We start from the raw sequence: 25,855 nt of genomic DNA, 5'->3' as shown, positions 1-25,855 counted from the left end.
TCTCGGGGGAGGACGTTCGAGATCCGCTTGGGCCTCACTGATTTCGGCCAATGCTTTGATGTAGGCCTCTCTGGCGAATGACTCGTCGAGCTCGCCGCCAGGTTCGCAAATGACGTCGACCAGCGCCGCGTAGATGTCCTGGACCGGCAGCGTCGCCAACTGCGCGAAGCCGAGCCGGCGGACGGTCTCCTGGATGCTGGCGGTGCCGGCGGTGGAAAGGATCCGTCCCAAGCTCGCCGTGGCGCTGCGTTCCGCCGCCATGCGTTGCGTCGCCCGGCGCGCGCCACCACTCGACTTGCCAACGAACGACCGGACCGCGCGGCGCAGGTTGCGGTTGGTCCCGCCGCCGCGACCTCCGCCTCCGCCACCGCCCCCTCCGGATTTGGCGAACTTGAAGAAGTTGGTGCGGGCGCTTTGGAAGCGGTTCGGCGCCGGCGCGTCGCCATCGCCCGGACCGCCGCCGTTTCCGCCGGCGGGGGGCGCGGTGCCCGGATTGCTGCCGCCTGGGTTCGCGCCGCCGGGATCTCCGTTGCCGGGGTTGCCTCCACGAGGAGCACCTGGTGCGCCGGGGGCACCGGGCGCAGGAGCGCCGGGGGGAGCTGGACCCGGTCCCGCCCCGCCGACCCAGTCGGGCACGAGGGGATTCCGATTGTTGCCGCCGTTGAAGGGATTAGACGTTCCCATGGCCGCGGCCCCCTCGTGCCGGCTTTTTCGGCTCCAGCTCGGCCCTCAGCAACGGGTTCTTGGTGGCTTTCTTCCACTTTTCGCGAAGAGCTTCGATACGGGCCTTCGGAGCCGCATCCGTCACGAAAGCATGTCCGGATGCGACCCACAGGCCGACACGATCGGGCGGCAGGGCTTCCAGGATATCGACGTACCGGCCCTGAAGGGACGGGTGAGCCTCCACCACCACGGCGGCGCCAGGTATCGCTGCCGGTCGCGCCTCGACATTCGAGGCCTCCCGCACCTTCTTGCGCAACGCATCGAAAAGCAGGACCGCCTCCGGGAGATTGAGGCTCTTGACGTCGGCGAGGGCGCCCTTGGCAGACATGTCGCCGCCGAGCAGCTTTTCCAGGAGCGCCGCGAGTTTGGGTGGAAGGGGAGCGGCGGAGCCGAGATAGTTTTTCCTGTCCTTGATCACGAAGAGATACGGCTTGAGCGAGACCGCGCCGAGATCCGGCTTGACCGCGGCCCAGCGCAGGACATCGGGGCGCGTCTTCCATTCGTCGATCACCGGGTTGCCCGCTTCGGGCGTTGCTTCTTCGTCGCCAGCCGCGTCGGGCTTGGCACTGCCGGCGGCGATCTTTTCGATCAGCGCGATCTCCGGACAGATGCCGTCCTCCGAACTCGCTGCCGTCGTGGCGATGTGGTCGAACACGGTGGGGTGCAGGAACATCTCCGCCAGCATGACCTTCGCAAGACGGGGTTCTTCGATAGCGTCGCCGAAGCCCCGGGCTTGCGCGACAGCAAGGCGAAGCGCGAGTGCGTTGAGGAAGCGCTTGATCTGACGCGGATTGCCCTTCGTGCCGGCGGCGAGCACGGGGCTCACGCGATCGGCCAGAGTCATGGCGTCGACGATCTCGTCGAACCGTTTCCCGGCTGCTGTCTTGATCGCGTCGTGATCGATCCCCTTGCCCTCCCATGGCTTGCCCAGGGCGGCCTTGCCGAGAGCCAGCAATTCCAGGAATTCCGGGGAGTTCTCGCCGAGGACCCGGCCAAGAAGCAGGAGCGTGACGTAGATCCCGGTCTCCGTTTCGCCGAGCGCCGGGATGCGGAATGGCACCTGAAGCAGCTTTTCGAGGTACGATCGCGTGTAGTTCTGACCGGAATCGCGCGCGTTGTTCGGCGAGAGGTCGATCTCGGGAAGGTTCTTGAAGTGATCGCGGACCGCGATTTCGATCATGCCTTCGTCGGCGCCGACGATGAATGCCGTCTTGTCCCACAGCACGAACAGCCTGATCGCCTCGAGCGTCTCGATCGCGGTTTGAGGCAGGCAGCGGTCGAGGTCGTCGATGAGGACGACGAGTCGCTTGATGCCCGCCTTCTTGATCAGCTCCTTGTACGCCTCTCTGAATTCTCTGATCTCGGTGGGAACGCTTCGGCCAGCGGGTTTGTCGCCCTTCTCCTTCTTGAATTCCTCGATCTGTTTGACGGCTGCTTCGCGGGCGTCCTTGTCGGTCACTACGCTTTTCACGTAGTCGACTGCGGAGCCGACGAGGTCGTCGAGTCCGACCACCGGGATGCCCGTGAAAGCGGTCAGCGCCAGGCCGCCGCCTTTCTTGGCGACCTTCAGCCAGTCGACGCTTTTCAAGACGCGTTTGACCTCGTCTGCCGCCTCGGTCGCGAGAGAACGCTTCTCGATAAGGCCGTTTACGACGCCTTCGATCAGTGCGATCTTGGCATCCTCGAATCCCTGAAACTGCCAACCGCTGAACTTGAGGCAGAGAACGTCGCCTCCGTTGGGAAAGGCGGCCTCGACCATCTCCAGCACGCTGGATTTTCCGGCGCCCCAGTCGCCGTGGACGCCGATCGTTACCGCGGAATCGACGGTTTCGTTGATCAGCCGAACGATTGTTCGCGCGATTGCCTCGTTGTTGAGGAGATCGACCTTGGTCTCCTGGTCGCTCAGATAGCCGAGCGGTGCGATTTTCCCGGACGTCGTCACGAAGATACTCCCCAGCGGCGCTGCGGCGATGGCGCCGTCGCGCTCTATCGCTGCCCTAATTGTTATGCAACCGTCGCGGTAGGCCGGGAGGTTCCAGATGCACAAATTTTAGTACGTAATCCACATGTGGTGGTAGAAAAATAAATTTGTCATACATATTGCGTTAATATCGTGCAACCCTGTGTAGAACGTCTGTCTTCGGCGCCGTTTGCCTTCGGCGGGGTCGGGCGCCGGAAGTTGAGGAAATGCCGATCTCGGGGGCGGATATGAAGCGTCTGGCGATCTTTCTGGACGGTACCTGGAATACGCTGAACAACAACACGAACGTGTGGCGGCTGAAGTCGCTCACGGCGGAGAAGGCGTGGGCACGCAACGTGGTGAGGCGGCGCGCGGCGGCGTCACCGGCTGGGGGATCGATGACGAGATCATCGAAGCGTATACTTGGCTGATCCAAAACTTCGATGACGGCGACGACATCTTCATCTTCGGGTTCAGCCGCGGTGCATACACGGCGCGCAGCCTGTCGGGACTGATCTGCAAATGCGGCATCCTCAGGCTTGGTGCGTAGGCGCGCAGACCCAGATATTCGTCAGGCTCACCATCGGAGCGATGCAGGAAGCCTGGAGGCTGATCGAAGGCCGGTTCCTCAAGAGACCACTGGCTCGCGAATACCTGCCGTTGCTCGATGCGCCTGCGGCTGAGGCGTTGGAGCGGCTCAAGAAACGGTTCGGAAAACTGAACAGGCTGGCGGTGATCCGCAACAACTATGCGTTCCATCACCCTGAGATCGACGAAGTCGAAGCGGCCTTCGAGAAGGCGATGGCGGGAGAGAGCAGCGAAGCGGCCGATTGGGCGATCTATTTCAACAAGGCCCTGTTGAACACGTTCTTCTTCGTGTCCGACTTCGTTCTGGTCCACGGCATGGCCAACGCGCTTGCAGAGGTCGACGTGAATGAGGCGCACCGGCAGCTTCTCGGCGAGATGGCGCCGGTCGCGAACGATCTTTCTGAATTCACCTTCGGGTTCGCCGCCGCCATCTTCAGGCGGTACGTCGGCCATGAACTGACGATGACGCTGGTAGCGCAGGTGAAGGGCGCGCCGGACATCGACGACATCCGGTATCCGTTCTTCGTCGAAACGCCGGGCCTTCGAAACGGGTGACGCGATCCTAGCCGTCGGATCGCCGCTTCCGCCGCGAGAAAAGCATCCTTGATGACCGATGGGGACATCATCGGCAATACGGCAGCTATGATCGCTGCGCTCGGCGTTTGGGGCATCACCACTGCGTGGCCCGATTTGATCGTGGCCGCGATCATGACAGGAATCTTTCTTACCTCATCAGCGAGAATGCTGCGGCAGGCCGGGAACGAACATCGTCAAGAACACACGCCGGATTCTGTCGCCGCGGAGTAAACGTAAGTGGCAGCCGCGCCTGCGCGCGACCGTGCTCTATCTCAGGCCATCCGACGGCCTTCGACCGAACCCGCTTGTAGCGGTTTCGGCCCGTGCGGGTGACGATCACTCTGCCAGCTGCGTCCGGCGAACGCTTCTATTCCCGGTCGCAGAAGCCCTCGCTCTGCGATGCGCTTTCGACGCAGAGGTGGTACCTGACGTTTTGGCACGCTGCGAGCGCGCTGCCGGCAGATTTGGCGCAGACCGAATGTTCGCGAGGACCGATAAAGCAGATACGGCGAGATCGCGTCGGCCGTTAGCGCATTTCTCCTCAATGCGACCTTGATCCGCAGCCGGGACCGTCTATCGGCGGGCGCGACGCGATGAATTTGCGACCGGGAAAAGAGCGCGCGGGAGGGTGCTGACCACCTCGGAGCAAGCCCGATCCCGCTCTCCATGGATGGCTTTCCTGGTCCTCCGCCCGGCCTTCCACGATCAACCCTCAAGGGGTCGGCTATGCGAGCATGCCGCCGCTGCGCCTTCGGCTTCGCGGTGATCGCGGCCGGTTGAGGACACTGACGGACGCCATCGAGCGGGGATCGGCCTCGCTCAAGATGGAGCCCTCATATGTCGCACGATCTTTCCCTCGCTCAGTCCAACGCCTTCGAGCTCGCCCGCACCCTGATGGTCCCGGTCACTCTCTTCAAGGTCGACGGCGGGGCATATGGCGTGCTGCCGAGCGACGAACTCGACGATGCCGATGTGGTTGTTGTGCACGAATACGATCCACACGAGTTCAGCCCGGCTCATTGAGCCCGGTTTTCCCCTTGTGTGCCGCTTGCGAGCGGGCGGCGGCAAGGGAGGCTACCGCCGCGGCTGGCCGACGCGATGACGCCGGGTGCCCTGCATAATTCATCAATTGCCAGCCGCGCCCTTGCCCCCTTCGCTCTTCGCGGCAGGGCGAGCAGATCCCGCAAGGTGCGGGAGATGGAAATTCAAGCGGGAAAGGTCCGGCACGGCATCGCCGGGATTCAGAGATGGAAAAGAAGGATATCGAAGAGCTGAAGAATCGCGTGGCCTGCTCCGCCGTGCTCGAGAAGGCCGGTTTTGCGATCGATCTGAAGGAGAGCACGCGCAAAGCGATCAAATATCGCCGCGGCGGCGATATCATCATCGTGATCCATCAGGGGAGGGGCTGGTTCGACGCATTATCTGACGCCAGAGGCGACGTCTTCTCGCTGGTAGAGCATCTCGACGGCGTTGATTTTCCCGAGGTGCTGCAGCAGGTCTCCGACCTGGTCGGCTTTGTGCCGACGGAGCCCGTCTGGACACGAGAGTCCCGCGCGCACGATCCTGCTGCTGCCGCTGATCGCTGGCGCGCGCGCCGCAAGCCTTGGCCAGGTTCGCTGACCTGGCGCTATCTGCGCGAGGAGCGTGGCATTCCGGAAGCCGTCATCCGTGCTGCGCTTCGGCACGACCGGTTGCGCGAAGGCCCTTACGGCAGCATGTGGGCGGCACACCTCGACAGCGACGGCGTGGTCACAGGCTGGGAGGAACGCGGTCCGCAATGGCGCGGCTTCGCCAGCGGCGGAGACAAGGTGCTATTCCGATTCGGATCGGCGAACGCGACCCGGCTTTGCATCACCGAGGCCGCGATCGATGCCATGAGCCTGGCGGCGATTGAGGACCAGCGGCTGGACACTCTTTATCTAAGCACTGGTGGCGGCTGGGCGCCGGCCACGGTCGCCGCCATTCGCGCGCTGAGTGCGCGGCCGCTCACGCGGCTCGTCGCCGCAACCGATAACAACCGGCAAGGAGAGGTCTATGCCGATCGGCTCGCGGCCATCGCGCGGGAGGTGGGGTGCGGGTACGAGCGGCTGCGGCCCGCGCCGGACGATTGGAACGAACAGCTGCATCCGAGCAGCAAGAGGAAGAAGGAGGGGGACGAGAAGGAAAACCGGCTGCCGCATGCCCGCCGTCCGCGTCAAGGGTGAAGCTTCGCCCGCGTGCCGCGGCCCTTGACCCGGCCGATCGGAGAGGCGGCCGCGGAGGAGGGGTCAGGAAGGGCTGAAGACGATGGCGAAATCGGAAGGATGAGCCGCGCTCCAGCCCGACGAGGCCAAAAGGAGCCCGCTCATGACCCTCTCTCCGATACGCAAGGTCTATCAGGGCATCGCCGACCGCCGGCAGATGTTCCGCTTGTTCGATCGCCACGCCCAGCGGCCGAACCGCTTCGAGAAAGACGACAGCGCTCTTTATCGCGGTGAATGGTTCGAGATCGGCCAGGCCGACCACGACCATATGTTCGAGATCCTGCCGCCGCTCTGGATGAAGGCTGAGATGTTCGCGTTGCGCGAATTCCTCACCGGCAGCATCACCGGCGTTTTCTTCGCGCTGAGGATCGACGGCCAACCACGCACCTTCCACGGCTATTGCGATGTCAGCGACGAGAACTCGCCGGATCGGATGCGCGCCGCGATCATCGAACGGGAATCGCGGCCCCTGAAGGCAATGACGCGCGAAGAACGGCTCGAGCACATCTGGTCGAGCGCGCATGATGATTATCGCGGCTATGCCAGAGACCGCTGGGCCGAGCATCTGCGCGGCGCGCGCACGGTGCTGGTCTATGGCGGCCAGCGCGGCACCCTGCTGAAGCTGCTCGACCAGCTGACCGACGCGGAGATCGCGGCGAAGCTGCCGGTGCATCTGCGCTACCTGCCTGACGCGATCGCGGCGTGAGGGAGGTGGCGATGTTCACATTCCCGATTCCATCCGTCCGCACGGTCGTCGAGCGCGGCAAATCCGACGCCGCCGCCAATGGCGGGTTTCGTAATCCCTACTACGGCCTCAAGCCTGGTGAGGGCGAGAAGCCCGGCCTCTGGCTTGTCGGTGACACCGGCGTCTACATCATGTCGAACGGCAAGCTCAGCGATGGCGCTCGCCCGCTTGTGGTCTATTCCGAGGAATGCCATCCGGTCGGCAATCCGGACTGGTTCGACTACAAGCGCCGCCATTTCGGCGGCGATGACGGCATCGAGTTCATCGAGGCCGAGCGGCTCATCCCTCTCATCAATCGTGATTTTCGATACACGCATCTGCGCCTGCAGCTGAGCGACAAAGAGATCTCGCTGTCGCTCATCGTGCGCTAGCACCTTCCATCCCTCATCCACCGTGACGATCCGCACCCGCCGAGGCCGCTCGGCGGGACGACGGCACGCGCCCTCATCACAAGGAGAAATTCCCATGGCGCAAGACGATCCCTTCACCCTCGATCTTTTCGGCAATACCGCGCTGTCGTCCGGCCTCGGCCTCGGCGTCACCGCTTTCGCCGGCGGCCTCACCGTCGGGCCGGACGATGACGATGATTCCGATCCATCGGCGCCGCCCCCCGCGGTGCCGATCGCGGCGGCCGCGGTTTCTGTGCCATCCGCTCGCCGCTCGCGCGGCGCGAATTTCTATCTCGCCGGCGATCGCGCCCTGGCAAAGGGCTGGAAGGATCGCGCGCGCGACAATATCGCCGCGATCCGGCTTGCCGCCGCCATCGAAGCCGAAGAGCGGCCGGCGACCCTCGCGGAGCAGGAGCAGCTGATCCGCATCACCGGATTCGGCGCGTCCGAGCTCGCCAACTCCGTGTTCCGGCGCCCGGGCGAGGCCGAGTTTCGCAAGGGCTGGGAGGCGATCGGGTCGGACCTTGAGGATGCGGTCGGCGATCTCGACCATGCCTCGCTCGCGCGCTGCACCCAGTATGCGCATTTCACGCCCGAGTTCGTTGTCCGCGCGATCTGGGCAGGCCTGCAGCGCCTGGGCTGGCGCGGCGGCCGCGTGCTCGAGCCGGGCATCGGCACGGGACTGTTTCCGGCTCTCATGCCGGAAGGGTTTCGCGATATCTCGCATGTCACCGGGATCGAGCTCGATCCGGTCACGGCGCGCATCGCGCGCCTGTTGCAGCCGAGGGCGCGGATCATCGCCAGCGATTTCGCGCGCACGGAGCTGCCGGCGAGCTTCGATCTCGCCATCGGCAACCCGCCGTTTTCCGATCGCACGGTGCGCTCGGATCGCGCCTACCGCTCGCTCGGCCTTCGTCTGCATGATTATTTCATCGCGCGGGCGATCGATCTGCTGAAGCCGGGGGCGCTTGCGGCCTTCGTGACCAGCTCGGGCACCATGGACAAGGCGGACGCCTCGGCGCGCACGCACATCGCCGGGACCGCTGACCTGGTCGCCGCCATCCGGCTGCCCGAGGGCAGCTTCCGCGCCAGCGCCGGCACCGATGTCGTCGTCGACATCCTGTTCTTGCGCAAACGCAAGATCGGCGATCCCGAGGGCGATCGGTCCTGGCTCGACGTCGACGAGGTGCGACCCGCAACAGGTGATGACGGCGCCATCCGCGTGAACCGCTGGTTCGCGGATCATCCAGCGTTTGTGCTCGGCACGCACGCGCTCGTCTCCGGCCCCTTCGGCGAGACCTACACATGCCGTCCTCGCGATGGCGAGGACCTCGACGACGTACTCTCGGCCGCCATCGCTCTCCTTCCGGAAGCGATCTACGACGGCGAACCCGACATGATCGATCCCGATCTGGACGACGCCGGTGATCCTGATCTCATCGACCTGCCATCCGATCGGCATGTGCGTGAGGGCAGCTTCTTCTTCGACAAGGCCCACGGCCTGATGCAGGTTCTCGACGGCCAGTCCGTCGCTGTTAAGGCCCGCAAGGGCCGGAGTGCCGACGGCATCCCGGAGAAGCATGTCCGGATTATCAGGAAGCTGATCCCGATCCGCGATGCGGTCCGCGAAGTGCTGAAGGCGCAGGAGCTCGACCGGCCCTGGAAAGAGGCTCAGGTCAGGCTGCGCATCGCCTGGTCGAACTTCGTCCGCGACTTCGGCCCGATCAACTTCACCACGGTCTCACTGTCGGAAGACGAAGAAACCGGCGAAGTCCGCGAGACGCACCGCCGTCCCAATATCCAGCCCTTCCTCGACGATCCCGATTGCTGGCTGGTTGCCTCGATCGAGGACTATGACCTCGAGACCAATACCGCAAAGCCGGGTGCGATCTTCACCGAACGGGTGATCTCGCCGCCCGCGGCGCCGGTGATCACCAGCGCGGCCGACGCGCTGGCCGTTGTGCTCAACGAACGCGGACGTGTCGACATCGACCACATTGCCGAGCTTCTTCACCGCGGCGCGCAGGATGTCGTCGCCGAACTTGGCAGCGCCATCTTTCGCGATCCGGCGGACGGATCGTGGCAGACGGCCGATGCCTATCTGTCGGGCCATGTCCGTGACAAGCTGAAGGCGGCGGAGGCAGCGGCCGCGCTCGATCCGTCCTATGAGCGCAACGTGACGGCGCTGCAGGGTGTGCAGCCTGCCGATTTGCGCCCCTCCGATATCACCGCGCGCCTCGGCGCGCCCTGGATTCCGGCCGCCGATATCGTGGCCTTCGTCAAGGAGACCATGGACGCCGAGATCAAGATCCATCACATGCCGGAACTCGCCTCCTGGACCGTGGAGGCGCGTCAGCTCGCATGGATGGCGGCCGGCACGTCGGAATGGGGCACGGATCGCCGGCATGCTGGCGAGCTGCTCGCGGATGCGCTGAACAGTCGCGTCCCGCAGATCTTCGACACCATCAAGGAGGAGATGAGCGAGCGGCGCGTGCTCAATGTCGTGGATACCGAAGCCGCGAAGACGAAGCTGCAAAAGATCAAGGACGCCTTCCAGCGCTGGATCTGGTCCGATCCGGATCGTACCGACCGGCTGGCCCGCGTCTATAACGACCGTTTCAACAACATCGCGCCGCGAGCTTTCGACGGTTCCCACCTGAAGCTCCCGGGCGCCTCTGGCGCCTTTGTTCTTTATGGGCATCAGAAGCGCGGCATCTGGCGGATTGTCTCGGCGGGCTCAACCTACCTCGCGCATGCCGTCGGCGCCGGCAAGACCATGACCATGGCGGCCGCCATCATGGAGCAGCGGCGGCTCGGCCTGATCGCCAAGGCGATGCTGGTCGTCCCCGGACACTGCCTGGCGCAGGCGGCGCGCGAGTTCCTGGCGCTGTACCCGGCGGCGCGCATTCTCGTCGCCGACGAGACCAATTTTACCAAAGACAAACGGCAGCGTTTCCTGTCGCGCGCGGCGACGGCGATATGGGACGCGATCATCATCACGCATTCGGCGTTCCGTTTCATCTCTGTGCCCTCGGCGTTCGAGCAGCAGATGATTCAGGACGAGCTGGAGCTTTACGAAACCTTGCTGACCAAGGTCGAAAGCGACGATCGTGTCTCGCGCAAGCGGCTCGAACGGTTGAAGGAGGGCCTGAAGGAGCGGCTGGAGTCGCTTGCGACGCGCAAGGACGACCTTCTGACGATCTCCGAAATCGGCGTCGATCAGATCATCGTCGACGAGGCGCAGGAGTTTCGAAAGCTTAGCTTCGCGACCAATATGAGCACCTTGAAGGGTGTCGATCCGAACGGCTCGCAGCGCGCCTGGGACCTCTATGTGAAGTCGCGCTTCATCGAAACCAAGAACCCCGGCCGGGCGCTCGTGCTCGCCTCCGGCACGCCGATCACCAACACGCTCGGCGAGATGTTCTCGGTGCAGCGCTATCTCGGTTACGATGCGCTTCGCGAGCGCGGCCTGCACGAGTTCGATGCCTGGGCGTCAACCTTCGGCGACGTCTCGACCGAGCTCGAGCTCCAGCCTTCCGGCAAATACAAGCCGGTCACCCGCTTCGCCACCTTCGTCAATGTGCCGGAGCTGATCGCCATGTTCCGCTGCTTCGCCGACGTGGTGATGCCGGAGGATCTGCGCCTATATGTGAAGGTGCCGGCGATCTCGACCGGCCGGCGCCAGATTCGGACGTCCAGGCCGACCGCCGCCTTCAAGCGCTACCAGGTGCTGCTCGGCGAGCGCATCAAGGCGATCGAGATGCGCGATCGCCCGCCGGAGCCCGGCGACGACATCCTGCTCTCCGTCATCACCGACGGCCGCCACGCGGCGATCGACCTGCGTCTTGTCGATGCCGACAATGACAACGAGAACGACAACAAGCTCAACAGTCTCATCGCGAACGCCCACCGCATCTGGAAGGAGACCGCTGAAAACACCTATGTGCGCCCGGACGGCAAGCCGTTCGAGCTCCCCGGCGCCGCGCAGATGATCTTTTCTGATCTCGGCACGATCAGCGTCGAGAAAACCAGAGGCTTCTCGGCCTATCGCTGGATTCGCGACGAACTGATCCGCTTAGGGGTGCCCGCATCGGAAATCGCCTTCATGCAGGATTACAGGAAGTCCGAGGCCAAGCAGCGCCTGTTCGGCGACGTGCGCGCCGGTAAGGTGCGTTTCCTGATCGGCTCCTCCGACACGATGGGCACCGGGGTCAATGCCCAGTTGCGCCTCAAGGCGCTACATCATCTCGACGTGCCCTGGCTGCCGTCGCAGATCGAGCAGCGCGAGGGCCGCATCGTGCGCCAGGGCAACCAGCACGACGAGGTCGATATCTTCGCCTATGCGACCGAGGGCTCGCTCGATGCCACGATGTGGCAGAACAACGAGCGCAAGGCCCGCTTCATCGCGGCGGCGCTCTCGGGCGACACCTCGATCCGGCGGCTCGAGGACCTCGGTGAGGGGCAGGCGAACCAGTTCGCCATGGCGAAAGCGATCGCCTCGGGCGATCCGCGCCTAATGCAGAAGGCGGGCCTGGAGGCCGATATCGCACGGTTGGAGCGCTTGCGTGCCGCCCATGTCGATGATCAGCATGCCGTGCGCCGCCAAGTCCGCGAGGCCGAGCGCGAGATTGAGTTCTCGACCCGGCGGATCGCGCAGATCGGACAGGATATCGAACGGCTTGTGCCGACGACGGGTGACGCCTTTGCGATGAGCGTGAATGGCAGGGCCTATACCGAACGCAAGGAGGCCGGCCGCGCGCTGATGAAGGAAATTCTGACCCTCGTGCAGCTTCAGCACGAAGGTGAGAGCGTCATCGCCTCGATTGGCGGCTTCGACCTCGAATATGCGGGCGAGCGTTTCGGACGCGATGGCTATCGCTACACCACCATGCTGATGCGCAGCGCCGCCGAATACGAGATCGAACTGCCGGTCACGGTGACGCCGCTTGGCGCAGTCTCGCGCCTCGAGCACGCGCTTGATGATTTCGAGGGGGAGCGGGAGCGCTTTCGTCAGCGTCTCGCCGATGCACATCGGCGCCTTGGGGCCTATCAGTCGCGCGAGGGCGGCGATTTCGCTTTCGCCGGCGAGCTCGCCGAGAAGCGCCGGCAACTCGTCGACGTCGAGAAGACGCTCGCCGCGGATATCGAGGGCGCAGCCGAGGCGAGGGCGATCGCGGCTTAGACGTCCTCGGCAGCCCTTTCTCCGCTTGTGCTCGCTGCAGAGGCGGCCAGGTAATGAGAAGAGGAAAAGAAAAAAGCCCGCTCGCAGAGCGGGCGGGCCGCTGGCGCTGACGCTCAACTGCCGCCTGCGCGATCCCGGCCCGTCGTCCTGCGCAGGGCTTTGGCCCCGCTCGTCCTGCCGGGCAGGGATGCTCGGCCGCAGTTGCACCGGCCCGTCCGCTCAGCGGGCCGGGGGATGTCTTCGGAAAGAAGACGAGAGAGGCCGGCCGAGCCGGTCCGCAACCCCCAAAAGGAGCATTCCCATGCATCTCATCAAGGTCGATCCGCGCGCGCTGAAAGAGAACCCCGACCGTCTGCGCCAGACCAAATCCACCCCGCAGGCCGACGCGCTGCTGCTGGCCACAATCAAGGCCGTCGGCATCGTGCAGCCGCCCGTCATCACGCCGGACAGCGGCGGCGGCAACAGTTACGTCATCAACGCGGGCCATCGCCGGGTGAAGCAAGCGATTGCAGCTGGTCTCGATGAGATCGACGTCATCGTGGACGAGGCGGCAAACGACAATGGCGCCATGCGCTCGATGGTCGAGAGCATTGCTTTCGAGCCGCTGAACCCGGTCGATCAGTGGCGGGCGATTGAGCGCCTCGTAGCGCTTGGCTGGACCGAGGAGGCGATCGGGGTCGCGCTTGCGCTTGCCGTGCGCCAGATCAGGAAGCTGCGCCTGCTCGCCAACGTCCTGCCGGCCATGCTCGACCACATGGCCAAGGGCGACATGCCAAACGAGCAGCAACTGCGCACCATCGCTGCCGCCTCGCTCGACGAGCAGAAGGAGGTCTGGAAGAAGCACAAGCCGTCGAAGGCGGATCCGCAGGTGTCTTGGTGGAGTGTCGCGCAAGGCCTCCAGAAGACGCGCATGTATGCACGGCACGCGAGCTTCGGCGACGATCTCGCGCAGGCTTACGGAATCCAGTGGGTTGAGGACCTCTTTGCTCCGGCCGACGAGGACAGCCGCTACACCACGAATGTCGAAGCCTTTCTCGGCGCGCAGCATGAGTGGATGGCGAACAACCTGCCGAAGAAGGGTCTCATCGCGGAGACCACGAGCTGGGGAGAGGTGAAGCTGCCGCCGAAGGCCGAACGGGTCCACGGCAAGCCGACCAAGTCCGATTGCACCGCTATGTATCTCGACCGCGAGGGCCGCGTTCAGACGGTGCATTACCGGATGCTAGATGCGAAGAAGCCGAAGGGCAAGGCTGCGCCGGACGCGGTCAGCGCTCCGGACGATGTCGGCGCCGTCTCCAAGCCTCGCTCCGATGTGACGCGCAAGGGCGTCGAGATGATCGGCGATTACCGGACCGACGCGCTGCGCGATGCGCTCGGGCGAGCGCCGATCGAGGACGACGCGCTGATGGCGCTGCTGATCCTTGCCTTCGCCGGCCAGAACGTCTCTGTCACGACGGGAAGCGTCGGCTTCCATAACGGCCATAGCCGCCTGGCGAAGCACACGGCGGTGCTGTTCGACGGCGACGGCAAGCTCGCCTTCGACAGGGACACGCTCCGCGTCGCAGCGCGCGCGATGCTGATCGACGTGTTCTCGTGCCGGGAAAACGCCACCAACAGCGGCATCGTCGCCCGTATTGCCGGCGAGATGATCGGCGCGGACGAGTTCCTGCCCAACATGGGTACCGAGGACTTTCTGTCGTGCCTGTCGCGCCCGGCGCTTGAGGCGTCGTGCAAGGACACGCCGGTCCTTCCGCGGCAGCGGGCCAAGGACACGCGCGCCGCGCTCGCCGAGCACTTCAAGGACGGGCGCTTTGTCCATCCGGCCGCGCTCTTCGCACCTGATACGACGAAGCTTTCCAAATGGCTGTCGTCAAGCGCGACCGTCGCGAACGATGCCGACGAGGTCGATGAGGAAACCGCAGGCGTCGCCGACGAGCCGTCCGACGAAGACGTCGGCACGTTCAGGGAGGCGGCTGAATAGCAGCGCCCTCTGCCTTCTTGTTCCGAACGATCTGCCGCCGCCGGACAAGCCGGCGGCGGTTCTGTTTCCACACCCGCAAACACGGAGGACACGATGTCCGCGCATGTCACCGAGGGACACGACCGCAGCATGAATGCGTCATCTCCCGCACGTCAGAACCAAACCGCGCCTGATTTCCCCGCAGTCGCCTTCGGCCGCGGCGCTGACGGCCTTCTCGTCGCGCTTGTCGGCGAGACGGCTTTCGCGATGGCGCCCGGCCGGGATGGCCGGCATTTTCTCGTCACCGCCTGGCGCATTCCTCGACCAATGGGCGAATGGACGCGCAGCGATTTCTACGGCCATTCCGGCGAGCTTGCCGACGAGGCGGCATTCCGCGCCGCCGTGCTCGAAAACGCCGAGCATCAACGGGAGCGCAAAATGCTCGGCCGCGTCGAGGTGTATTCGCGTGCCCATACGCCCTGGGGCGCCTCGCAGGGCGCGACCCTCTATGCGGATGGCATCGAGCAGCACTCGACCGCTGGACATGGTGGCTTCAAACTTTCAGCCGAGCGAAACCGCAAGGTCCATCCCACGTTGCGATCGATGGGCGGCTGGTATGAGGAAGATGCGGAATGGGCGATCGTCGCGATCACCTTTCCGCATCTCTTCACCGCGTTCGAGCGCCGCTGCGCCGAACGCACGATCAAGAATTCATGGCCGGACGCCTGGGAGACGATCTTCGGCACCGTGCTCGCACCGGGCGAGTCCTACGAGAAGGAGCGTCGCAGTTTCGCGCTGACACATGCCAATGACTGGATCGTCATCTCGGCGATCACCTCAAGTCACAGCGAAGGCTTCGTGGAATGCGTTGCAACGCCCGGCGGCAGGCGCGGTGCTGGAACGGAGGAGCGGCGCTTCGTCGTTCCATCCTCCGAATATGAGGTCGGACGTTTTGGCTTCGTGATCGACCCGGACCGGCACCAGGTTTATGGCGGGCCATCGGATTTCGTCGGCTGGCAGACCGGGAGGGTCACATGAGCCCATCCCCGGATGATCGTCTGGCGCTCCTTCACCGTATGCAGGAGGCGCGGCGGCAGATTCAGCGCCAGCTCGACTTGATCGACCGCCAGATCACGCGGCGGATGACCGCGCTGATCCCGCAGCTGAAGCCGAAACGCGCCGGTTATCGGCGTGGCAGGGCACCGGATCCGAGTGCCTTCCTCGAGCGGTATCGCTCGCATCTCGCCGCAATCACGGCGGAACGTCAGTCGGAGATCGACGCATTGTCCCGCAAGCTCGCCCGGCAGGATGCGGCCATCGCGGCGTACTGCGTTCGCAACGGGCTTCCATCCGATCGGCTCGATGCTCGCGACCCGTGCAATCGGCCCGGCCTTGCTGTGCGGTCGCGCAGCCGTGGGCAGCGGCACCATGGATGACAACGCGCGCGGCATTCGAGCGACTCCGCATCGCCATGATCGATGCCGGCCAGTGGTGCGGCGTTGCGAACTTTTCTCGACCTGGTGGAACGCCGACAGCCTCGGCGGATTCGACCGTCCGATATCTACTCTGCCGGTCGCGATATTTGGAGCGATGCGTGAGGTCGCGATTGGTCATGGCGATCCTTGGCGTCCGGTTTTCTCTTCATCGTTCCGGTCCGCCGGATCTCCCCTCGGGTTTGTCGCGCTCGTAAACCGGCGGCCGGGCGCTTCAAGGCCGCTATCGCGCCGCGTTGCGGCCGGGTCCGCCGATCTCGGCAAAGCGGGTCCGCGTCCCGCGCGAGGGCTGAAAGCCCTGCTTGTCCGCAAACCCGCTCCGCTCGATCCGGATGCCCCGGACCCTGAAGCGCCCGTCTTTCCGCCGGTTTTTTCGATCGCACCCGAAGGGAGGACCGGCAGGAGCCGGCCCAAGCCTTCAGGGAGAAACTGAAGGAAAGGATGTTTTCATGACCAAGACCGCTCGCGCTCCCCGCCAGTCCGCCAAGGTCGTCCAGCTCCGCAAGGGCACCACCCTCGAAATGGTCCGCCTCGCCTGCCCCGACGCTACCCAGGCCACCCGCATCTCCGAGAGCTTCGGCCTTCCCGTCCTCGATAGCGACGGCATCCGCGATCTCCATGAGCGCCTGATCGTCGAGACGGCCACGAGCCTCAGCGAAGGCCTCGGCGAGCGCGCGATGCAGATCCATCTGCAGCGCATCGTCGGCGCCTATGTCGGCTCGGCCCACGGCGCGGGCCAGTTCTACAGCCGCGCAGTGACGGAAGCCCGTGACGCCACGGCGAAGGCCGCCAACGACGCTCGCGACGAGGACCTCGATGGTCCGGTTGGTTTCGACGGCGCCGCGCAGCGCAAGCGCGAATTCGCCGCCGACATGGCCCTTCAGTCACACGCACTCCGCATGGCAGCCGAAGGCGCGATCGCAGCTTATGAGCAGGTCGTCGGCGAGCGCTGGAAGCCTTTCGAGCGTCCGATCGAGAATCCGGGCAACGCCGTTGATCGCAAGGCGGCCGCGCTCCAGATGGAAGCTCTTGGCTGAGTCGCATCGGGCGAGGCTTCGGCCTCGCCCCCTTTCCATCCCTTAATAATCTCAGGGCCGGTCCCGCTTGGTCCGGCCCTTTGTCATGTCACGGCTGGCACCGCCGTGCGGCGAGCGAACCTGCGAACGCCCGGACTGCGATGCTCGAAAACAGCAGTGGGAAGGAAAGGACAAGGAAGAGCGGGGGCGCGCGCCCATCGCGGCCCGTACCCGGCCGTCGGTCCTGCCGGGGCCGGTGGCCGGCGCAACGGCTTCGCCGCCCTCCACTTCGTTTCGGCCTAGGGGTGCGCCGTCCCCCTGAATTCCCCGGCTTCGGCCCCCGTGACGGGCCGCGATGGGCGCGGCCTCTGAAACGGAGGTTCACAAATGAGCAGGAAGAAAGAACAAAGCCGCACTGACGTGTATGCGCGGATCACCGCCGAGATCATCGCGGCAATCGAGCAAGGTACAGGCGAGTGGCGTGCGCCGTGGTTCCACAACGGGACGAGTCTTGCCCGCCCCACCAACGTCGCTTCCGGCAAGCGCTACCGGGGCATAAACACGGTGGCGCTCTGGGTCGCAGCCACGGCCAGCAATTACAGCGATGGACTGTGGGGCACCTATCGGCAATGGCAGGACACTGGCGCGCAGGTGCGCAAGGGCGAACGCGCTACCACTGTTGTGCTGTGGAAGCAGGTCGTTCCGTCCGAGCCGGCTAATGATGATGACGATGATAATGGCGGCCACCGGCGGATGTTTGCCCGGGCATTCTCGGTGTTCAACGTCGCTCAGGTGGACGGATACGAGCGCCCGCCGACCAACGTCCTGCCAGAGAGCGAGCGCCTGGCGCATGCGGAGGCTTTCATCGCCAACCTCGGGATCAAGACCGTGTTTGGCGGACCGGAGGCTTACTACCTCCCGTCATCGGACACGGTATTCATGCCGGACTTCGCCTCCTTTCGCGATGCCGCGTCATTCTATGCTGTCTGGCTGCATGAGGACGGCCATGCCTCAGGGGCAAAGCACCGGCTTGACCGCGATCTCTCGGGTCGCTTCGGCTCGGCTGCCTATGCCGCCGAGGAATGTTGCGTGGAGATTCTCAGCGGGCTTGTCCTCGCCGATCTGGGCATCGCCCACCACCCGCGTGCCGATCACGCAGCGTATATTGCCTCGTGGCTTGACGTGCTAAAGGGCGACCCTCGTGCGATCTTCACTGCCGCAAGCAAGGCGCAGCAAGCCGCCGACTGGATGCACGCGCAGCAGCCCGTATCCGCTGAAGGGCTTCAGGTTTTATCCACCATTGCCGACGAGCCGGATGCGGGCCAGCCTGTTTCTCCTACCCTCGCTGGCGCGTTGTGACAGGCGCGGAACATGCTGGGCGAGGGGTGGGCGTCGTGTCCTCCCCGATCACCTATGCGCGATTTTCCTCCACGCGATCGTGCATTCCACCATGCTTGTGGTGCTCGTTGCGCATGGCGTCTTTGTAGTTCGCAAGCCACGTTCGAAAAGACAGGAGGCCCCGCCTCGCGGCGGAGCCCTCTCGCGGATGCCATTCCAGATTGCGTCATGGCAGATCGCTGGCGATGACGCCTCCGAAGTTGATCGGCGGCACGGATCAGGTGCGGCGGAAGTTGCATCCCGCACGACAAGCGTCTCGGCAGGCTCGTTGGGCTCTTGCGGCAGCGACCACGATAGATGCGCCGAGATTGCTGACAGCGTCGATCCCCTCCGCGGGGAATGCGCGGCGCCAAAATGGCTTGGGTTGAGGAAAATGCGTCTCGTTGCCTGTGCTCCTTGCCTCGAGATCCGAACGGCCAGCGGCGCCTGTCGTCATTCCACGTGTTTTCGAAGGCGGGCACGCCCATCTGCGTCCTCGATAGAGGCTGGTCTGACCGAAGGCCGATCCCGCTACGCGTGCTCTCGATCTTGTCCCCGCAACGTCCGTCCTCGACTTTCTTCCCCTGGCGCTGCGCGCCATTCCTCGCGGTCCAAGAAAGTCGCTCCCGGCCGCCCTCCACTTCGTTTCAGCCCTTCGGGTGCAGGTCGATCGCCTCCGGTCTCACGACCGCCATCGAGGTCGCGATAGGCGCGGCCCGAGAAAACAAAGGGAATGAGATAATGGCTACCATCGGCACCTTCACCTCCACGGGCAACGGATTTACTGGGACGATCAAGACGCTCAACCTCAACGTCAAGGCCAAGCTGGTCCGCGTCGAGAACCCCTCCGAGAAGGGACCGCACTTCCGCATCTTCGCGGCGGCAAATTGCGAACTAGGCGCTGCTTGGCAGAAGGTCTCCAACGAGGGCCGCGACTACCTCTCGGTCAAGCTGGACGACCCGAGCTTCCCCGCTCCGATCTACGCCACCCTGATCGAGGTGGAAGGCGAGGAAGGCCTGCAGCTGATCTGGTCCCGGCCGAACCGGGACTGAGGCTTCCGCCAGAGGGCTCCGCCGCGAGGCGGGGCCTTCTTCCTTTCGATCGGAGACACGCTCATGACCGTCGACACCATCGAGGAATTGCGCGCCGAGCTGCGGGACTGCCTGTTCACGCCCGCGGAGCGCAAGGCGCTCGAAGCCGAACTGGCCGACCTCATCCGCCAGCGCGACGAAGCTCTCGCCGCCGAGGAGGAGGGGGCGTAAGCCCCCCTCCTCAAGCGACCTACGGCGCGACCGTGCAACGGCACAGCTCATCCGTTGAGGACGTCCTTGATGGCTTTGGCTGGCGTGAAAGTCAGCTTCTTGGAAGCTGCGATCGCGATCGTAGCGCCTGTCGACGGATTACGGCCCTCGCGGGCAGGCGAGTCCTTGACCTTGAATTTTCCGAAGCCGGCGATACTCGTCTCGGCCCCGCTCGCGGCTGCATCGGCGATCGCCTTGAATACGCCGTCGACGATGGCTTTCGCCTGTGTCTTTGTCAGGCTGTTCTCGGCGGCGATCTTGTCAGCGATTTCATTCGCGGTGGTCATGGAACAGGCTCCATCTTGCTGTGCTTTTCCTCCGTCTGACATGAAGAGCGCCGGACGGGTAGGGCCGATATCACAGCCTGAGCCACAATCCCCGGAAAACTGACGAACGATCAGACCTTCTCTTCCACGGCCCCATATCCACGTTTGCGCTTTGCGCGCTCCAATCGTCCGAATGCGTCGCCCGCTTCATCGCTGCCGTCAAAGGTCTGCACCATCGTCTGACCATTGGTGCCGATCCGGCCCCAGTTGCGGATCAGCGAGACCCCGCCGAACAAGGTCGGCTCGATCGAAAGCAAGTAGAACCGCCGCATGTTGCGAGTGGCGTCGATGCGGCGAAGATGAAGCGGCGCTGAGTTGAAGTTCGGCATGCCTAGATTCTCGCTTGCTGCGGAAACGAGGTCCAATGCTTTCTATGAATCGATCAGGGGCCGAACGATTCATTTTTTCGATACATCTCATTGCGTGGGCGCTGGTTTCGATAGCGCCCGGTGCTACGTTTCCGCGCATAAACCAGGTTACGCGCCCCCGGCAGATCATATAGTTGCTGCGCCGTGGCACAATTTGTGCGATGGGCGCAATCTGCGCTCAGTGACGCTGCGCAATCTGCAGAAGGTTGCCACAGGTATCGTCGAACACCGCTGTCGTCACGGGGCCCATTTCGACTGGCGGCTGGGTAAATCTGACGCCCAGCTTGGTCAGCCGGTCGTGCTCACTTCGAATATCCTCAACCCCAAAGGACGTGCAGGGAATTCCATCAGCAACGAGCGCTGACTTGTATGGTTTCGCAGCCGGATGTTGATCGGGCTCTAGAAGTAGCTCCACGCCATCAAGTTGCTCAGGGGAGACGAGGGTAAGCCAGCGGTGCCCACCCATCGGAATATCATGCTTCAACCGGAAGCCAAGGACGTCGCGATAAAACCGCAATGCCCTTTCTTGGTCATCGACTAGAATGCTGGTCAGCACGATCTTCACGGGCATTGTCTCCAGTTGTACGTCTTCCCCTCGCGAGAGGTCCAAGCCACACTTTCCACGCGTTCCGGAGGGGAACGCGAATAAGAAAGTGGTGTTTGCTTCGCCATTGCCATTCGGTCCGAAGAAGACCCGCGTCCTCAAGCACCGATAGATGCCTCGAAAGTCCCTGCCGGGAGAGGTTCGACTGCTCCCAAGTAAGGAGTCGAACATGGAGCTCGAACAGCGTCTGTCCGTCGCGCTCGGCAAGCTCATCGAGCAAGCGGCGCCTCGTGATATCCGACAGCGCGTGGAACAACCGGTCGAGATCCATTTGTGCTGCTTACACCGCTACATCTCGTCATGCAACAACCTTGTTGCGTGATGGCTGATGCCGTTCAAATCAGCGACGGGAGGGAGCGGGAACAGTAGCTGCGCATAATGCAAAGGAGCGCCGCGGTGCCTGTCTCGCACGGGGTTTTAGGCGATCTCCTACGCATTATTGTCTTCCGCTATGAGCGGACAATCAGGCAAGCACTCTAAGCAAGGCTCGGAGCGCTCGGCGACGATCGCGCATTTGATGGTCTCGAAGTGGTTGCCGTTGATGCGAACGTTGTTCGGAGTTCTGCCCCGACGGCTCGATCGCGATCGCCCTGTGCGAGCCGAACGGCTTGCTCGACACCAGCACCGACCAGTAGCGTACCGCCGTCGGCATTGCGTTCCAAGAACTTTGCGGTTGGGCCGGCGCGAGCACCGGGCCGGCGGACGGTGTGGCAGGGTTCAATCCCATTCCAGAGCCCCTTTCTTTGCGCCGCTACATCGTGCAGAGCGAGCGGAAGCTCATCCGCATCATCGTCGTCGTACCAAACTGCAGCTGGCAATTCGCAATCCGCCCGTGTAGCCGATCAGCATCATATCCTTTGTCGTCCGAATAGGTGCCGTATCGGTCCGACGCATTCGAGGAGTGCAGGAGGGGCTGCGCTCAAAAGTACGGGTCGGCGGTCAATCGCTGGGATATCCACCAGATGTTTCCCGAAGGATCGCGCACGCCGCCCTGCCTGTCGCCGTAGGGCATGTCCTCGACGTCCATTATCTTTTCGGCACCGGCCTGTTCAGCCGTCAACATCGTGGTCTTGGCGTCGGCGACATACAGGTAAAGCGCGGCTCGGCTCGCAGGAAACTGCTCGGAAGCCTCGCTCACCATGATCGTCGTCGTACCAAACTGCAGCTGGCAATTCGCAATCCGCCCGTTCGGAGCGGTGCTACGCCCAACCTCGCGAGCGCCGAACGCGGCTTCGAGAAAGCGCACATATTCCTCCGCGCCTTCGGCGAAGATGTATGGCGTCACCACGGCGAAGCCTTTGGGCACGTGCATCACGTCTCTCCAACTGACGCTAGCATTCTGGCCGCGTCAGCGTTCGGCTTCAACCCTTTGATTGAGTTTGAGGCTTGGGAACTTCTGAGCAAATTCCGGGTCGAGGTTGGCGGGCTGCGAGCGCACGCAGTCTTTCCGTCTGTCGTTCCTCACGAAAGAAGATTGGACAAATGTCGAGAATGATGAGCAGGGGATGTATTCATAAACGGCAGCTTGTGAGAAAGCTTTCGTGCCGTCATAATTCCGTAATCTATCGGTACCTGGGGTTTTCGCGGGCTGCGACCTCGTCCAGGATTGCGGATGCGTGAGTGAGGATTGGGTTATGATGGCAAGCACGCAGCAGAAGCCAGACAAACGCGACCGGTTTTTGGAAGCTGCCATGAATGAAATGATCAAATTCGAGCGGAAGGAAAGCGAATTCCGCAGGAAAGATCGCGAAGAGCGGGCGGCGGAGCTTCGGCTTCCTTTGGACAAGCTCGACGTACACTGAGAAGCGCCACTCAATAGCTGCCACAGAGGATTTTCAGCCCGATCGTGCAATCGCCACCCATCGTGAAGGTGCTTGGACAAATGCATCATCTTCACGGCCTCAGCGAGGCTCAGCAGATCGCGGATTGGATGGACGCGCAGAAGGGCAATCTCGATCAACATGAAGCGGGACGAGCCATGTAGGCGCGCCATCGCCTGGCGTCATCCGTGCTCGAGCTCAATGTCGCTGGTTGTGCGACCAGAACCGGGGGCGCCGCATCGGACGCGACCCTGCTCCGGACTCGCGCAGCTCGTCGCTCACGTTCTGATCAAAGTCTTGCTCAAGGCTGCCCTCTACATCCGCACGCGCGGTCTTGATCAAGTTTCTAACCTCGAGGGCCGTGTTGGCGATCGTCCATCCTTGCAAGCCGGACGTTTGCCGTACCTCCTCATCGCTTGCGGCGAGGATTTCCTCGCTCAGTGCCTCGAGCAGGCGGGCCAGATCGAGACTTGGGTGCCAGCGTGTTATCACTTGTTCCAGTTCCGTTGATCGCGCAGCAGAGCGCGTCGTATCCGCCGTCGCGTCGTTTCGTAGTCGAGTTCGGATAAGCCGTTGACCTTGCAGATCTCTCTGGCGGCCAGGCCGTCGGCCATGCCCGCAATGATCTTCAACGCCGACGGATCGGCTTCGAACAGCCGATAGACATTTGCCAGCGCCTGTGCGGCGGCCAGGACCCGTTCCGGATCTGGCACCCCATCGGCCTCGTCGTCGAGCCAGCTTTGCTGGTGCGGATCATCGCGGCTCACAAGCAGCCTTTGCTCGAGTCGCGCACGCCGCCAATGGTCGCTGCAGATGCTGCGCATGACGCCCGACAGGAACGCCAGAATGGGCACGTCGGGCGGCCAGGGGCGCGAGCCATCGAGGACGCGGGCGATCGCCTCGTGGAGGATGTCGCTCCAGCCGAGTCCTCCTGGCAGGCCGCGGCTCCCCAGCCGTGCCAGAGCCTTTAGCCGCACGAGCTCGAGATCCGACAAGGCATCGATGGCGGACGCGACGTCGACCGCGCGGGCAACCGCGTCATCAGGCCTGGGAGTTATCGTCAATCGTTCCATGGTCACATTACTATGCGTTTCACGGAGCCCAGTGCGGACATCAGATGAAAAATTTTTTGACGTGTCCGTGCGCGCGGATCTGAGGCGCATCGTCTGTATCACAACAGGAGAGCCTTCATGGACGGCACGTTGGCAGCGGCGCGCCGCTGGTATGCCGAAGACCTGAGATACAAAGTCCCGGTCCTGCGTAACCCGCAGCTGATCGACGCATTTGCGTCTGTTTCACGGGAGCAATTCGTCGGCCCTGGACCGTGGCGCATCATCTCGGATCCATACAGCGACGCATTCCTGACCCCCGATACCGACCTGCGCTGGCTCTATCATGACGTCCTCGTGACGATCGATGCGAGCCGCAACCTCAACAATGGGATGCCCAGCTTCTGGGCCCGCAACTTCGAGCATCTCGACATCGCGCGCGGCGACCGCGTGCTCCAGGTCGGCGCCGGGACCGGATATTATTCCGCCGTGTTGGCTGAGATCGTCGGATCTGCCGGTCGTGTAACGGCAGTTGAAACCGACCCAATGCTGGCCTCGCAGACCCGAGCGAATCTCGTGAACTGGCCGCAGGTGGACGTCGTCTCAGGCGACGGCCGGACGGTGGACGTAGGTGAACTTGACGTCGTCATCGTATTCGCCGGATCTACCCACCCTTCTCGCCTCTGGCTCGAACGTCTTGTCGAAGGCGGCCGACTTCTGATGCCGCTAACCGACGAATCGTGGAGGGGCTTTCTTCTCCGTGCGATCCGACGTCAAAACCGGTTCGAAGCCTCTTCGATCGGCGTCGTCTCTATCTATCCTTGCATGGGTGGACGGGACGAGGAGGCAGGAAAACGTCTGCGTGCGGCGCTCGAGGGCCTGCCGCCTGGCAAGGTTCCGATTTGCGCGCTGCACGTCGGTGATTCCAGTTCTGACGATGCAGAAAAAGTCTGGTTTCAGGGACCTGGATTTTGGCTCGAGCGCGATCCTGTCGGCGAGAATGCCGTCGCTCAGACCTGACCGAATGAAAGTTTTTGGTCGTAGAAGACTGTCTCAGTTGAGCATTATCCAAGAGACTCAGTGTAACGAGCGGTTTTTCCCTATGAATGGCGTCTGAGACGGGCCCACTGTTCAGATGCCGCGCCCAACGAATGATGACGTGCCTGATTTTGCAGCCTCTCCACGCGAAAAACCCCGGCACGAAAGCCGGGGCTCGCGATGCCACGGCGTACATCCGGCCGCGACGATCGGGTGCCAGTTAGCATAAGGTTCTTGAATAAAATGTGACCTTCGCGGCGTCCGTACTGGAACGTCGCGCGGATCATCCGCCGCCAGCCGTCGATCGTAACGGGTCGGTCTTGCGAGGCAGGCTAAAAATCCTACGGTGTCGCCTCGTCTCGCAATGAACTGTCGTTCGTTGCGCGAGAGGCAGGCACTTCTATCTATCGGGCCAAACAAGACTCGGTGAAAGGTGAACGAAGATGCGACGGCTGTCCTAATGAAGACCTGGGATATCGCCTCGCAGAAGGTGTTTATAGCCCTGCTCGCTCATCCATTTGGCGCGAGCAAGATGACTGTCATAGACCTGTCGCGCGCGGTGCGGTTCGCAAGCGGGATCGATGCGAAGGACAATCCGACTGACCTCGCGCCAGTCTGCACCCTCATTATTGGCGTCCAACAGGCGCCAATAAGTGACAAGATGCGCGAAGTCATAGGGCGTCACGACCGAATCGGCAGGAGCCAGATCCGCTACATTGGATTCGAGCGGTGCTTTCTGCATGGCAGTTCCTGAGCTGAAGCTGCATCGTCACCAGCCTCGGATACCTATCATTTGGGCAGGAAGTTGCGGCGTGTCTAGTCCCAGATTTGACATCAGGTGATACTCTATGAGTATCACCTACTTATGTTGCCTCCGAATAGCGATCGCGCGTCGCTCCAGCCGCAGCGACGTCTGTTCAGCCGAGCTTCAGCGTCGGCGGCTCCGACGAGGACGCGCGTCCGGCGTAGGAGATCAAGCTTCCAGCTCCAGCAAGTCCAGTTGGATGCGGGATCCATCATGCTTGGCGTTGACCTAGCCAAGTCGCAGCAGGCCCGTTCGTGGAACTAGGGCCTAGTCCAGCGCCGACCTAATATG

Annotated in this window: 27 protein-coding genes and 2 pseudogenes; 18 read left to right on the top strand and 11 right to left on the bottom strand. The window is 63.3% G+C overall.

Features of this window, described 5'->3' with window-relative positions; genetic code table 11:
* Nucleotides 1–30: 30 nt before the first annotated feature.
* Together QQL28_RS46455 and qatA are read right to left on the bottom strand one after the other, a co-directional pair.
* Nucleotides 31–684, bottom strand: a pseudogene (locus QQL28_RS46455) (hypothetical protein); the annotation flags it as partial.
* Nucleotides 671–2,665, bottom strand: coding sequence for a Qat anti-phage system ATPase QatA (gene qatA / locus QQL28_RS21960; protein WP_284268613.1), 1,995 nt, complete (start codon nt 2,663–2,665; stop codon nt 671–673). The gene qatA and the pseudogene QQL28_RS46455, both read right to left, overlap by 14 nt.
* A 361-nt stretch (nt 2,666–3,026) precedes the next feature.
* Here qatA and QQL28_RS21955 point away from each other — a divergent pair, with 361 nt between their 5' ends.
* From QQL28_RS21955 to QQL28_RS21885, 15 genes are all read left to right on the top strand, one after another.
* Nucleotides 3,027–3,233 carry a T6SS phospholipase effector Tle1-like catalytic domain-containing protein gene (locus QQL28_RS21955; protein ID WP_284268611.1) on the top strand — a complete coding sequence of 69 codons (207 nt, stop codon included), beginning with the start codon at nt 3,027–3,029 and terminating at the stop codon, nt 3,231–3,233.
* Nucleotides 3,206–3,826 carry a hypothetical protein gene (locus QQL28_RS21950; protein ID WP_284268609.1) on the top strand — a complete coding sequence of 207 codons (621 nt, stop codon included), beginning with the start codon at nt 3,206–3,208 and terminating at the stop codon, nt 3,824–3,826. The genes QQL28_RS21955 and QQL28_RS21950 overlap by 28 nt, the downstream gene beginning before the upstream one ends.
* Before the next feature lie 51 nt (nt 3,827–3,877).
* Nucleotides 3,878–4,078, top strand: coding sequence for a hypothetical protein (locus tag QQL28_RS21945; protein WP_431309626.1), 201 nt, complete (start codon nt 3,878–3,880; stop codon nt 4,076–4,078).
* Nucleotides 4,079–4,684: 606 nt separating this feature from the next.
* Nucleotides 4,685–4,870 (top strand): hypothetical protein, encoded by a 186-nt coding sequence (locus tag QQL28_RS21940; RefSeq protein ID WP_284268606.1) that lies wholly within the window; start codon nt 4,685–4,687, stop codon nt 4,868–4,870.
* A 224-nt stretch (nt 4,871–5,094) separates the two neighbouring features.
* Nucleotides 5,095–6,051 (top strand): DUF3991 and toprim domain-containing protein, encoded by a 957-nt coding sequence (locus QQL28_RS21935; protein WP_284268605.1) that lies wholly within the window; start codon nt 5,095–5,097, stop codon nt 6,049–6,051.
* Nucleotides 6,052–6,193: 142 nt separating this feature from the next.
* Nucleotides 6,194–6,796 carry a DUF1419 domain-containing protein gene (locus QQL28_RS21930; RefSeq protein ID WP_284268604.1) on the top strand — a complete coding sequence of 201 codons (603 nt, stop codon included), beginning with the start codon at nt 6,194–6,196 and terminating at the stop codon, nt 6,794–6,796.
* 11 nt (nt 6,797–6,807) lie between these two features.
* Nucleotides 6,808–7,206, top strand: coding sequence for a DUF3085 domain-containing protein (locus QQL28_RS21925; RefSeq protein ID WP_284268603.1), 399 nt, complete (start codon nt 6,808–6,810; stop codon nt 7,204–7,206).
* Between the two features lie 94 nt (nt 7,207–7,300).
* Nucleotides 7,301–12,406, top strand: coding sequence for a helicase-related protein (locus QQL28_RS21920; protein WP_284268602.1), 5,106 nt, complete (start codon nt 7,301–7,303; stop codon nt 12,404–12,406).
* A gap of 301 nt (nt 12,407–12,707) precedes the next feature.
* Nucleotides 12,708–14,387, top strand: coding sequence for a ParB N-terminal domain-containing protein (locus QQL28_RS21915; protein ID WP_284268601.1), 1,680 nt, complete (start codon nt 12,708–12,710; stop codon nt 14,385–14,387).
* A gap of 129 nt (nt 14,388–14,516) precedes the next feature.
* Entirely contained in the window at nt 14,517–15,404 is an 888-nt protein-coding gene (locus QQL28_RS21910) for a DUF7007 domain-containing protein (RefSeq protein WP_284268800.1), read from the top strand.
* Nucleotides 15,401–15,802, top strand: coding sequence for a hypothetical protein (locus tag QQL28_RS21905; RefSeq protein WP_284268600.1), 402 nt, complete (start codon nt 15,401–15,403; stop codon nt 15,800–15,802). Before QQL28_RS21910 ends, QQL28_RS21905 begins: the two co-directional genes overlap by 4 nt.
* 506 nt (nt 15,803–16,308) lie before the next feature.
* A complete protein-coding gene (locus QQL28_RS21900; protein WP_284268598.1) occupies nt 16,309–16,896 on the top strand; it encodes a hypothetical protein in 588 nt (195 codons plus the stop codon).
* Nucleotides 16,897–17,262: 366 nt separating this feature from the next.
* Nucleotides 17,263–18,234 (top strand): ArdC family protein, encoded by a 972-nt coding sequence (locus QQL28_RS21895; RefSeq protein WP_284268596.1) that lies wholly within the window; start codon nt 17,263–17,265, stop codon nt 18,232–18,234.
* A gap of 759 nt (nt 18,235–18,993) precedes the next feature.
* Nucleotides 18,994–19,305: a DUF736 domain-containing protein gene (locus QQL28_RS21890; protein WP_284268594.1), complete on the top strand. Its 312-nt coding sequence runs from the start codon at nt 18,994–18,996 to the stop codon at nt 19,303–19,305.
* Between the two features lie 63 nt (nt 19,306–19,368).
* Nucleotides 19,369–19,515, top strand: coding sequence for a hypothetical protein (locus tag QQL28_RS21885; protein WP_284268592.1), 147 nt, complete (start codon nt 19,369–19,371; stop codon nt 19,513–19,515).
* Between the two features lie 47 nt (nt 19,516–19,562).
* Here the strand turns inward: QQL28_RS21885 and QQL28_RS21880 are convergent, their stop codons facing one another.
* The 4 genes from QQL28_RS21880 to QQL28_RS46150 form a co-directional block, all read right to left on the bottom strand.
* On the bottom strand, nt 19,563–19,841 hold the full coding sequence (locus QQL28_RS21880; RefSeq protein ID WP_284268590.1) for an HU family DNA-binding protein: 279 nt from the start codon (nt 19,839–19,841) through the stop codon (nt 19,563–19,565).
* Nucleotides 19,842–19,951: 110 nt separating this feature from the next.
* The gene (locus QQL28_RS21875; protein WP_284268588.1) at nt 19,952–20,209 is read right to left on the bottom strand and encodes a WGR domain-containing protein; all 258 of its coding nucleotides are present in this window, start codon (nt 20,207–20,209) and stop codon (nt 19,952–19,954) included.
* Nucleotides 20,210–20,426: 217 nt separating this feature from the next.
* Nucleotides 20,427–20,819, bottom strand: a complete 393-nt coding sequence (locus tag QQL28_RS21870; RefSeq protein ID WP_348522506.1) for a VOC family protein — start codon at nt 20,817–20,819, stop codon at nt 20,427–20,429.
* Nucleotides 20,779–21,072, bottom strand: a complete 294-nt coding sequence (locus QQL28_RS46150) for a winged helix-turn-helix domain-containing protein (protein ID WP_431309631.1) — start codon at nt 21,070–21,072, stop codon at nt 20,779–20,781. Before QQL28_RS46150 ends, QQL28_RS21870 begins: the two co-directional genes overlap by 41 nt.
* On the opposite strand from QQL28_RS46150, the gene QQL28_RS21865 reads away from it, so the two are divergent.
* A complete protein-coding gene (locus tag QQL28_RS21865) occupies nt 21,022–21,174 on the top strand; it encodes a hypothetical protein (RefSeq protein ID WP_284268584.1) in 153 nt (50 codons plus the stop codon). The two genes, QQL28_RS46150 and QQL28_RS21865, sit on opposite strands and share 51 nt — an antisense overlap.
* Nucleotides 21,175–21,344: 170 nt before the next feature.
* Here QQL28_RS21865 and QQL28_RS21860 read toward each other — a convergent pair.
* Nucleotides 21,345–21,486: pseudogene (locus tag QQL28_RS21860) on the bottom strand (FkbM family methyltransferase); the annotation flags it as partial.
* Nucleotides 21,487–21,771: 285 nt separating this feature from the next.
* A complete protein-coding gene (locus QQL28_RS21855; protein WP_284268581.1) occupies nt 21,772–22,164 on the bottom strand; it encodes a VOC family protein in 393 nt (130 codons plus the stop codon).
* Between the two features lie 322 nt (nt 22,165–22,486).
* Here QQL28_RS21855 and QQL28_RS21850 point away from each other — a divergent pair, with 322 nt between their 5' ends.
* The gene (locus QQL28_RS21850) at nt 22,487–22,654 is read left to right on the top strand and encodes a hypothetical protein (protein WP_284268579.1); all 168 of its coding nucleotides are present in this window, start codon (nt 22,487–22,489) and stop codon (nt 22,652–22,654) included.
* A 216-nt stretch (nt 22,655–22,870) separates the two neighbouring features.
* Here the strand turns inward: QQL28_RS21850 and QQL28_RS21845 are convergent, their stop codons facing one another.
* On the bottom strand, nt 22,871–23,164 hold the full coding sequence (locus tag QQL28_RS21845) for a hypothetical protein (protein ID WP_284268576.1): 294 nt from the start codon (nt 23,162–23,164) through the stop codon (nt 22,871–22,873).
* Entirely contained in the window at nt 23,161–23,745 is a 585-nt protein-coding gene (locus QQL28_RS21840) for an RNA polymerase sigma factor (RefSeq protein ID WP_284268575.1), read from the bottom strand. The genes QQL28_RS21845 and QQL28_RS21840 overlap by 4 nt, the downstream gene beginning before the upstream one ends.
* A 117-nt stretch (nt 23,746–23,862) precedes the next feature.
* Between QQL28_RS21840 and QQL28_RS21835 the strand changes: the two genes are divergently transcribed.
* Nucleotides 23,863–24,741: a protein-L-isoaspartate O-methyltransferase family protein gene (locus tag QQL28_RS21835; RefSeq protein ID WP_284268573.1), complete on the top strand. Its 879-nt coding sequence runs from the start codon at nt 23,863–23,865 to the stop codon at nt 24,739–24,741.
* 475 nt (nt 24,742–25,216) lie between these two features.
* On the opposite strand, the gene QQL28_RS21830 is transcribed toward QQL28_RS21835, so the two are convergent.
* Entirely contained in the window at nt 25,217–25,501 is a 285-nt protein-coding gene (locus QQL28_RS21830; protein ID WP_284268571.1) for a DNA -binding domain-containing protein, read from the bottom strand.
* Nucleotides 25,502–25,855 lie beyond the last annotated feature (354 nt).

The organism is Bradyrhizobium iriomotense (assembly GCF_030160715.1).
Classification (GTDB): domain Bacteria; phylum Pseudomonadota; class Alphaproteobacteria; order Rhizobiales; family Xanthobacteraceae; genus Bradyrhizobium; species Bradyrhizobium iriomotense.
The sequence above is the reverse complement of the archived record's forward strand: the minus strand, read 5'-3'. Positions and strand labels throughout refer to the sequence as shown.

What these genes read in the sequence shown, in the direction of transcription:
- QQL28_RS21950 (WP_284268609.1), top strand. Translation starts at nt 3,206, where the DNA reads ATGCGGCATCCTCAGGCTTGGTGCGTAGGCGCGCAGACCCAGATATTC.
- QQL28_RS21945 (WP_431309626.1), top strand. Translation starts at nt 3,878, where the DNA reads ATGACCGATGGGGACATCATCGGCAATACGGCAGCTATGATCGCTGCG.
- QQL28_RS21940 (WP_284268606.1), top strand. Translation starts at nt 4,685, where the DNA reads ATGTCGCACGATCTTTCCCTCGCTCAGTCCAACGCCTTCGAGCTCGCC.
- QQL28_RS21935 (WP_284268605.1), top strand. Translation starts at nt 5,095, where the DNA reads ATGGAAAAGAAGGATATCGAAGAGCTGAAGAATCGCGTGGCCTGCTCC.
- QQL28_RS21930 (WP_284268604.1), top strand. Translation starts at nt 6,194, where the DNA reads ATGACCCTCTCTCCGATACGCAAGGTCTATCAGGGCATCGCCGACCGC.
- QQL28_RS21925 (WP_284268603.1), top strand. Translation starts at nt 6,808, where the DNA reads ATGTTCACATTCCCGATTCCATCCGTCCGCACGGTCGTCGAGCGCGGC.
- QQL28_RS21920 (WP_284268602.1), top strand. Translation starts at nt 7,301, where the DNA reads ATGGCGCAAGACGATCCCTTCACCCTCGATCTTTTCGGCAATACCGCG.
- QQL28_RS21915 (WP_284268601.1), top strand. Translation starts at nt 12,708, where the DNA reads ATGCATCTCATCAAGGTCGATCCGCGCGCGCTGAAAGAGAACCCCGAC.
- QQL28_RS21910 (WP_284268800.1), top strand. Translation starts at nt 14,517, where the DNA reads ATGAATGCGTCATCTCCCGCACGTCAGAACCAAACCGCGCCTGATTTC.
- QQL28_RS21905 (WP_284268600.1), top strand. Translation starts at nt 15,401, where the DNA reads ATGAGCCCATCCCCGGATGATCGTCTGGCGCTCCTTCACCGTATGCAG.
- QQL28_RS21900 (WP_284268598.1), top strand. Translation starts at nt 16,309, where the DNA reads ATGACCAAGACCGCTCGCGCTCCCCGCCAGTCCGCCAAGGTCGTCCAG.
- QQL28_RS21895 (WP_284268596.1), top strand. Translation starts at nt 17,263, where the DNA reads ATGAGCAGGAAGAAAGAACAAAGCCGCACTGACGTGTATGCGCGGATC.
- QQL28_RS21890 (WP_284268594.1), top strand. Translation starts at nt 18,994, where the DNA reads ATGGCTACCATCGGCACCTTCACCTCCACGGGCAACGGATTTACTGGG.
- QQL28_RS21885 (WP_284268592.1), top strand. Translation starts at nt 19,369, where the DNA reads ATGACCGTCGACACCATCGAGGAATTGCGCGCCGAGCTGCGGGACTGC.
- QQL28_RS21880 (WP_284268590.1), bottom strand. Translation starts at nt 19,841, where the DNA reads ATGACCACCGCGAATGAAATCGCTGACAAGATCGCCGCCGAGAACAGC.
- QQL28_RS21875 (WP_284268588.1), bottom strand. Translation starts at nt 20,209, where the DNA reads ATGCCGAACTTCAACTCAGCGCCGCTTCATCTTCGCCGCATCGACGCC.
- QQL28_RS21870 (WP_348522506.1), bottom strand. Translation starts at nt 20,819, where the DNA reads ATGCCCGTGAAGATCGTGCTGACCAGCATTCTAGTCGATGACCAAGAA.
- QQL28_RS21865 (WP_284268584.1), top strand. Translation starts at nt 21,022, where the DNA reads ATGGAGCTCGAACAGCGTCTGTCCGTCGCGCTCGGCAAGCTCATCGAG.
- QQL28_RS21855 (WP_284268581.1), bottom strand. Translation starts at nt 22,164, where the DNA reads ATGCACGTGCCCAAAGGCTTCGCCGTGGTGACGCCATACATCTTCGCC.
- QQL28_RS21850 (WP_284268579.1), top strand. Translation starts at nt 22,487, where the DNA reads ATGATGGCAAGCACGCAGCAGAAGCCAGACAAACGCGACCGGTTTTTG.
- QQL28_RS21840 (WP_284268575.1), bottom strand. Translation starts at nt 23,745, where the DNA reads ATGGAACGATTGACGATAACTCCCAGGCCTGATGACGCGGTTGCCCGC.
- QQL28_RS21835 (WP_284268573.1), top strand. Translation starts at nt 23,863, where the DNA reads ATGGACGGCACGTTGGCAGCGGCGCGCCGCTGGTATGCCGAAGACCTG.
- QQL28_RS21830 (WP_284268571.1), bottom strand. Translation starts at nt 25,501, where the DNA reads ATGCAGAAAGCACCGCTCGAATCCAATGTAGCGGATCTGGCTCCTGCC.